Origin of the sequence: Azohydromonas lata, from assembly GCF_034427735.1 — a bacterium.
Taxonomy (GTDB): Bacteria; Pseudomonadota; Gammaproteobacteria; order Burkholderiales; family Burkholderiaceae_C; genus Azohydromonas; species Azohydromonas lata.
Window position 1 is genome coordinate 1 of record NZ_JAXOJX010000158.1, and the last position, 2,501, is coordinate 2,501.

The window sequence follows — 2,501 nt, forward strand, 5'->3', positions numbered from 1 at the left end:
GTATGCGCGCGGCGATCACGCGCCGCGACGCCGGGTGCAATGGCCGACCCGGGCGCGGTGGTCAGACGGCGGATGCGGCCGTCGCTGGCTTCCAGTGGTGGGGCAGCAGCTCCGCAATGCGGCTGGCAGGCTGCGTGGGCAAGCGATCCAGTACGTCCTTGATGTACGCGTAGGGGTCGTGCCCGTTGATACGAGCCGAGTGCACCAAGGTCATGATGGCTGCGGCGCGTTGACCCGCGCGTAGGCTGCCGGCGAACAACCAGTTCGATTTTCCTAACGCAATCGGACGAATCTGGTTTTCTACCCAGTTGGAGTCTATGGGCAGGTCGCCATCGTCGATGTACCTGGTCAGGGCCGTCCAGCGCTTGAGGCTGTAGTCAATGGCCTTGGCGGTTGCCGATCCGTCGGGCACTGCCTGGCGTTGTTGCGTAAGCCACTGGTGCATCGCATCGGCCACCGGCCGTGAACGCGCCTGGCGCGCTGTCTTGCGCTCGTGCGAAGGCAGGTCCTGCACCTTGCGCTCGACGTCGTAGAGTTCCTTGTAGAACTTCAACGCCTGCTCGCCCACCGCACTCTTGTGATGCACCCACAGCTGGTGGTAGCGCCTTCTCGAGTGGGCGTTGCAGGCGACCTCGGTGACGCCAAGCTTGTGGCATCCGCCGTAGCCGCTGAAGCCGTCGGTGACTAGGCGGCCCTTCCAGCCATTGCCCTTGTCGTCCAGCCCCAGGAAGCGTCGCGCATGCTTGCCGCCGCGACTCTCGGCGAAGTCGTAGACGACGGCCTTGACGGAGTTGAAGCTGGTGGTGGCATAGCTCCAGATGTACGCCCGGTGCGTCTTCTTCAGCCCGGGCTTGAGCATCGCCACCGGCGTCTCGTCGGCGTGCAGCACGTCGTGCTTGAGCAACTCCGCCGCCAACGCGTCCACCAGCGGCTGCAGCTGCACGCCGCATTCGCCCACCCAGGTGGCCAGCGTGGAGCGCGAGATCGCCATGCCAGCCCGTTTGAAGATGTACTCCTGCCGATACAGCGGCTGGTGATCCAGGTACTTGGCGATCAGCACCTGGGCCAGCAGGCTGGTGGTAGGGATGCCCTTGTCGATGATGTGTGCCGGCACGGGGGCTTGCACCAAGGTCTCGCAGTGCCTGCACACCCACTTGCCGCGAACGTGGCGCTCCACGGTGAAGACGCCAGGCCGGTAGTCCAGCTTCTCGGCCACGTCCTGGCCAATGCGCTTCATCGCGCAGCCGCAGCGGCAAGTGGTGCTCTCGGGCTCATGGTGGATCTCGCGCCGCGGCAGGTGGGGCGGCAGTGGCTGGCGCTTGGGCTTCTTCTTGTCCTGCGCCGGCTTCTTGGCGTCGAGGTTGACGTTCTCGATCTCCTTGGCCACCGCCGCCAGGTCGGTGTCGATGGTCTCCTCGATGAGGTTTCTCTGCTCGGCGTTGAAGGCTTCCGACTGGGCAGCGAACTTCAGCCGCTTGAGCACCGCCATCTCGTGCGTCAACTTGTCGATGGTGGCCTGCTTGAGCACAGCCTCCCGGCGGTGCTGCTCGATGAGCTCGTCCTTGTGCGCCATCTCGGCCATGAGCTCGCGCATGGCCTGGCGCAGTTGCTCAGGATCCAGCGTGTCGAGGCGGTCGTCGGCGATCACGGGCGTGATCGTGCCAGCCTCCAAGCCGGCTGCGCATCAGCACATCCGGCAATTGAGTCGCGCTACAGCACCGTGATGACGCCAGCCTCGCCGATGCGCTGCCACGGCAGCCCCAGCACCAGCGCGTCGAACTGCGGCTGGCTCAGCGCCAAGGACGCGCTGCCATCCCTGGGCCAGACGAACTTGCCCACGTTCAGACGCCGCGCCGCCAGCCACACGCCGATGCCGTCGTGCACGAGGACCTTCATCCTGTCAGCGCGTTTGTTCGCGAACATGTAGGCGTGGTGTGGCCGAGCCGCGCCGAAGACGTTCACCACGCGCGCCAGCGCCGCCTCGGCGCCCATGCGCATGTCCAGCGGCTGCACGGCCAGCCACACCGAGTCCACGCGGATCACCGCAGCAGTTCGCGCAGCCATGTGGCGCACTCCGCAGCGGCCGTCGCCGGCCATGTCACCTTCACGGCGGTCGCACCGCGGTGAAGCTCGACGCAGATGTCTGGCGATGGCCGCTGCGCTGGCGTGTCGATCGCTACCGGTGGCGGAGGGAGCTGCAGCGGCACGAATGCCGCAGGCGCTACGCCAACCGCAGTGACCACCGCCTCATTGGCCTGGCCACGCGCCGGGCGACGCCACCGATGCACGAGGTTGGCGTTGAGGCCATGCTTCAAGGCCACGCTTGCCACTGATGCGCCAGGCTGGTCGCACTCGGCCAGCACTTGGGCCTTGAGTGCCGCGCTGTGCCGGCGTCGCAAGATAGCTTTGGTGTCTTCCATGGTGTCCACTTGCTCGGTGAAGTGGACGCTATCGTTCAGGCGAGCCTGTCAGCGATCAAGACGGGTATGGCCGCGCGCATA

General features: G+C 66.1%; 3 protein-coding genes. All 3 read right to left on the minus strand.

Going from position 1 to position 2,501, the window contains the following annotated elements:
* Positions 1–61 precede the first annotated feature (61 nt).
* A complete protein-coding gene (gene tnpC / locus SM757_RS34695) occupies positions 62–1,594 on the minus strand; it encodes an IS66 family transposase (RefSeq protein ID WP_322468825.1) in 1,533 nt (510 codons plus the stop codon).
* Positions 1,595–1,710: 116 nt separating this feature from the next.
* Positions 1,711–2,064 (minus strand): IS66 family insertion sequence element accessory protein TnpB, encoded by a 354-nt coding sequence (gene tnpB / locus SM757_RS34700; RefSeq protein ID WP_322468823.1) that lies wholly within the window; start codon positions 2,062–2,064, stop codon positions 1,711–1,713.
* Positions 2,040–2,420 (minus strand): IS66-like element accessory protein TnpA, encoded by a 381-nt coding sequence (gene tnpA, locus SM757_RS34705; protein WP_322468824.1) that lies wholly within the window; start codon positions 2,418–2,420, stop codon positions 2,040–2,042. Before tnpA ends, tnpB begins: the two co-directional genes overlap by 25 nt.
* Positions 2,421–2,501 lie beyond the last annotated feature (81 nt).

Coding starts and splice junctions, on each gene's coding strand:
- tnpB (WP_322468823.1), bottom strand. CDS start 2,064: ATGGCTGCGCGAACTGCTGCGGTGATCCGCGTGGACTCGGTGTGGCTG.
- tnpC (WP_322468825.1), bottom strand. CDS start 1,594: ATGCGCGAGCTCATGGCCGAGATGGCGCACAAGGACGAGCTCATCGAG.
- tnpA (WP_322468824.1), bottom strand. CDS start 2,420: ATGGAAGACACCAAAGCTATCTTGCGACGCCGGCACAGCGCGGCACTC.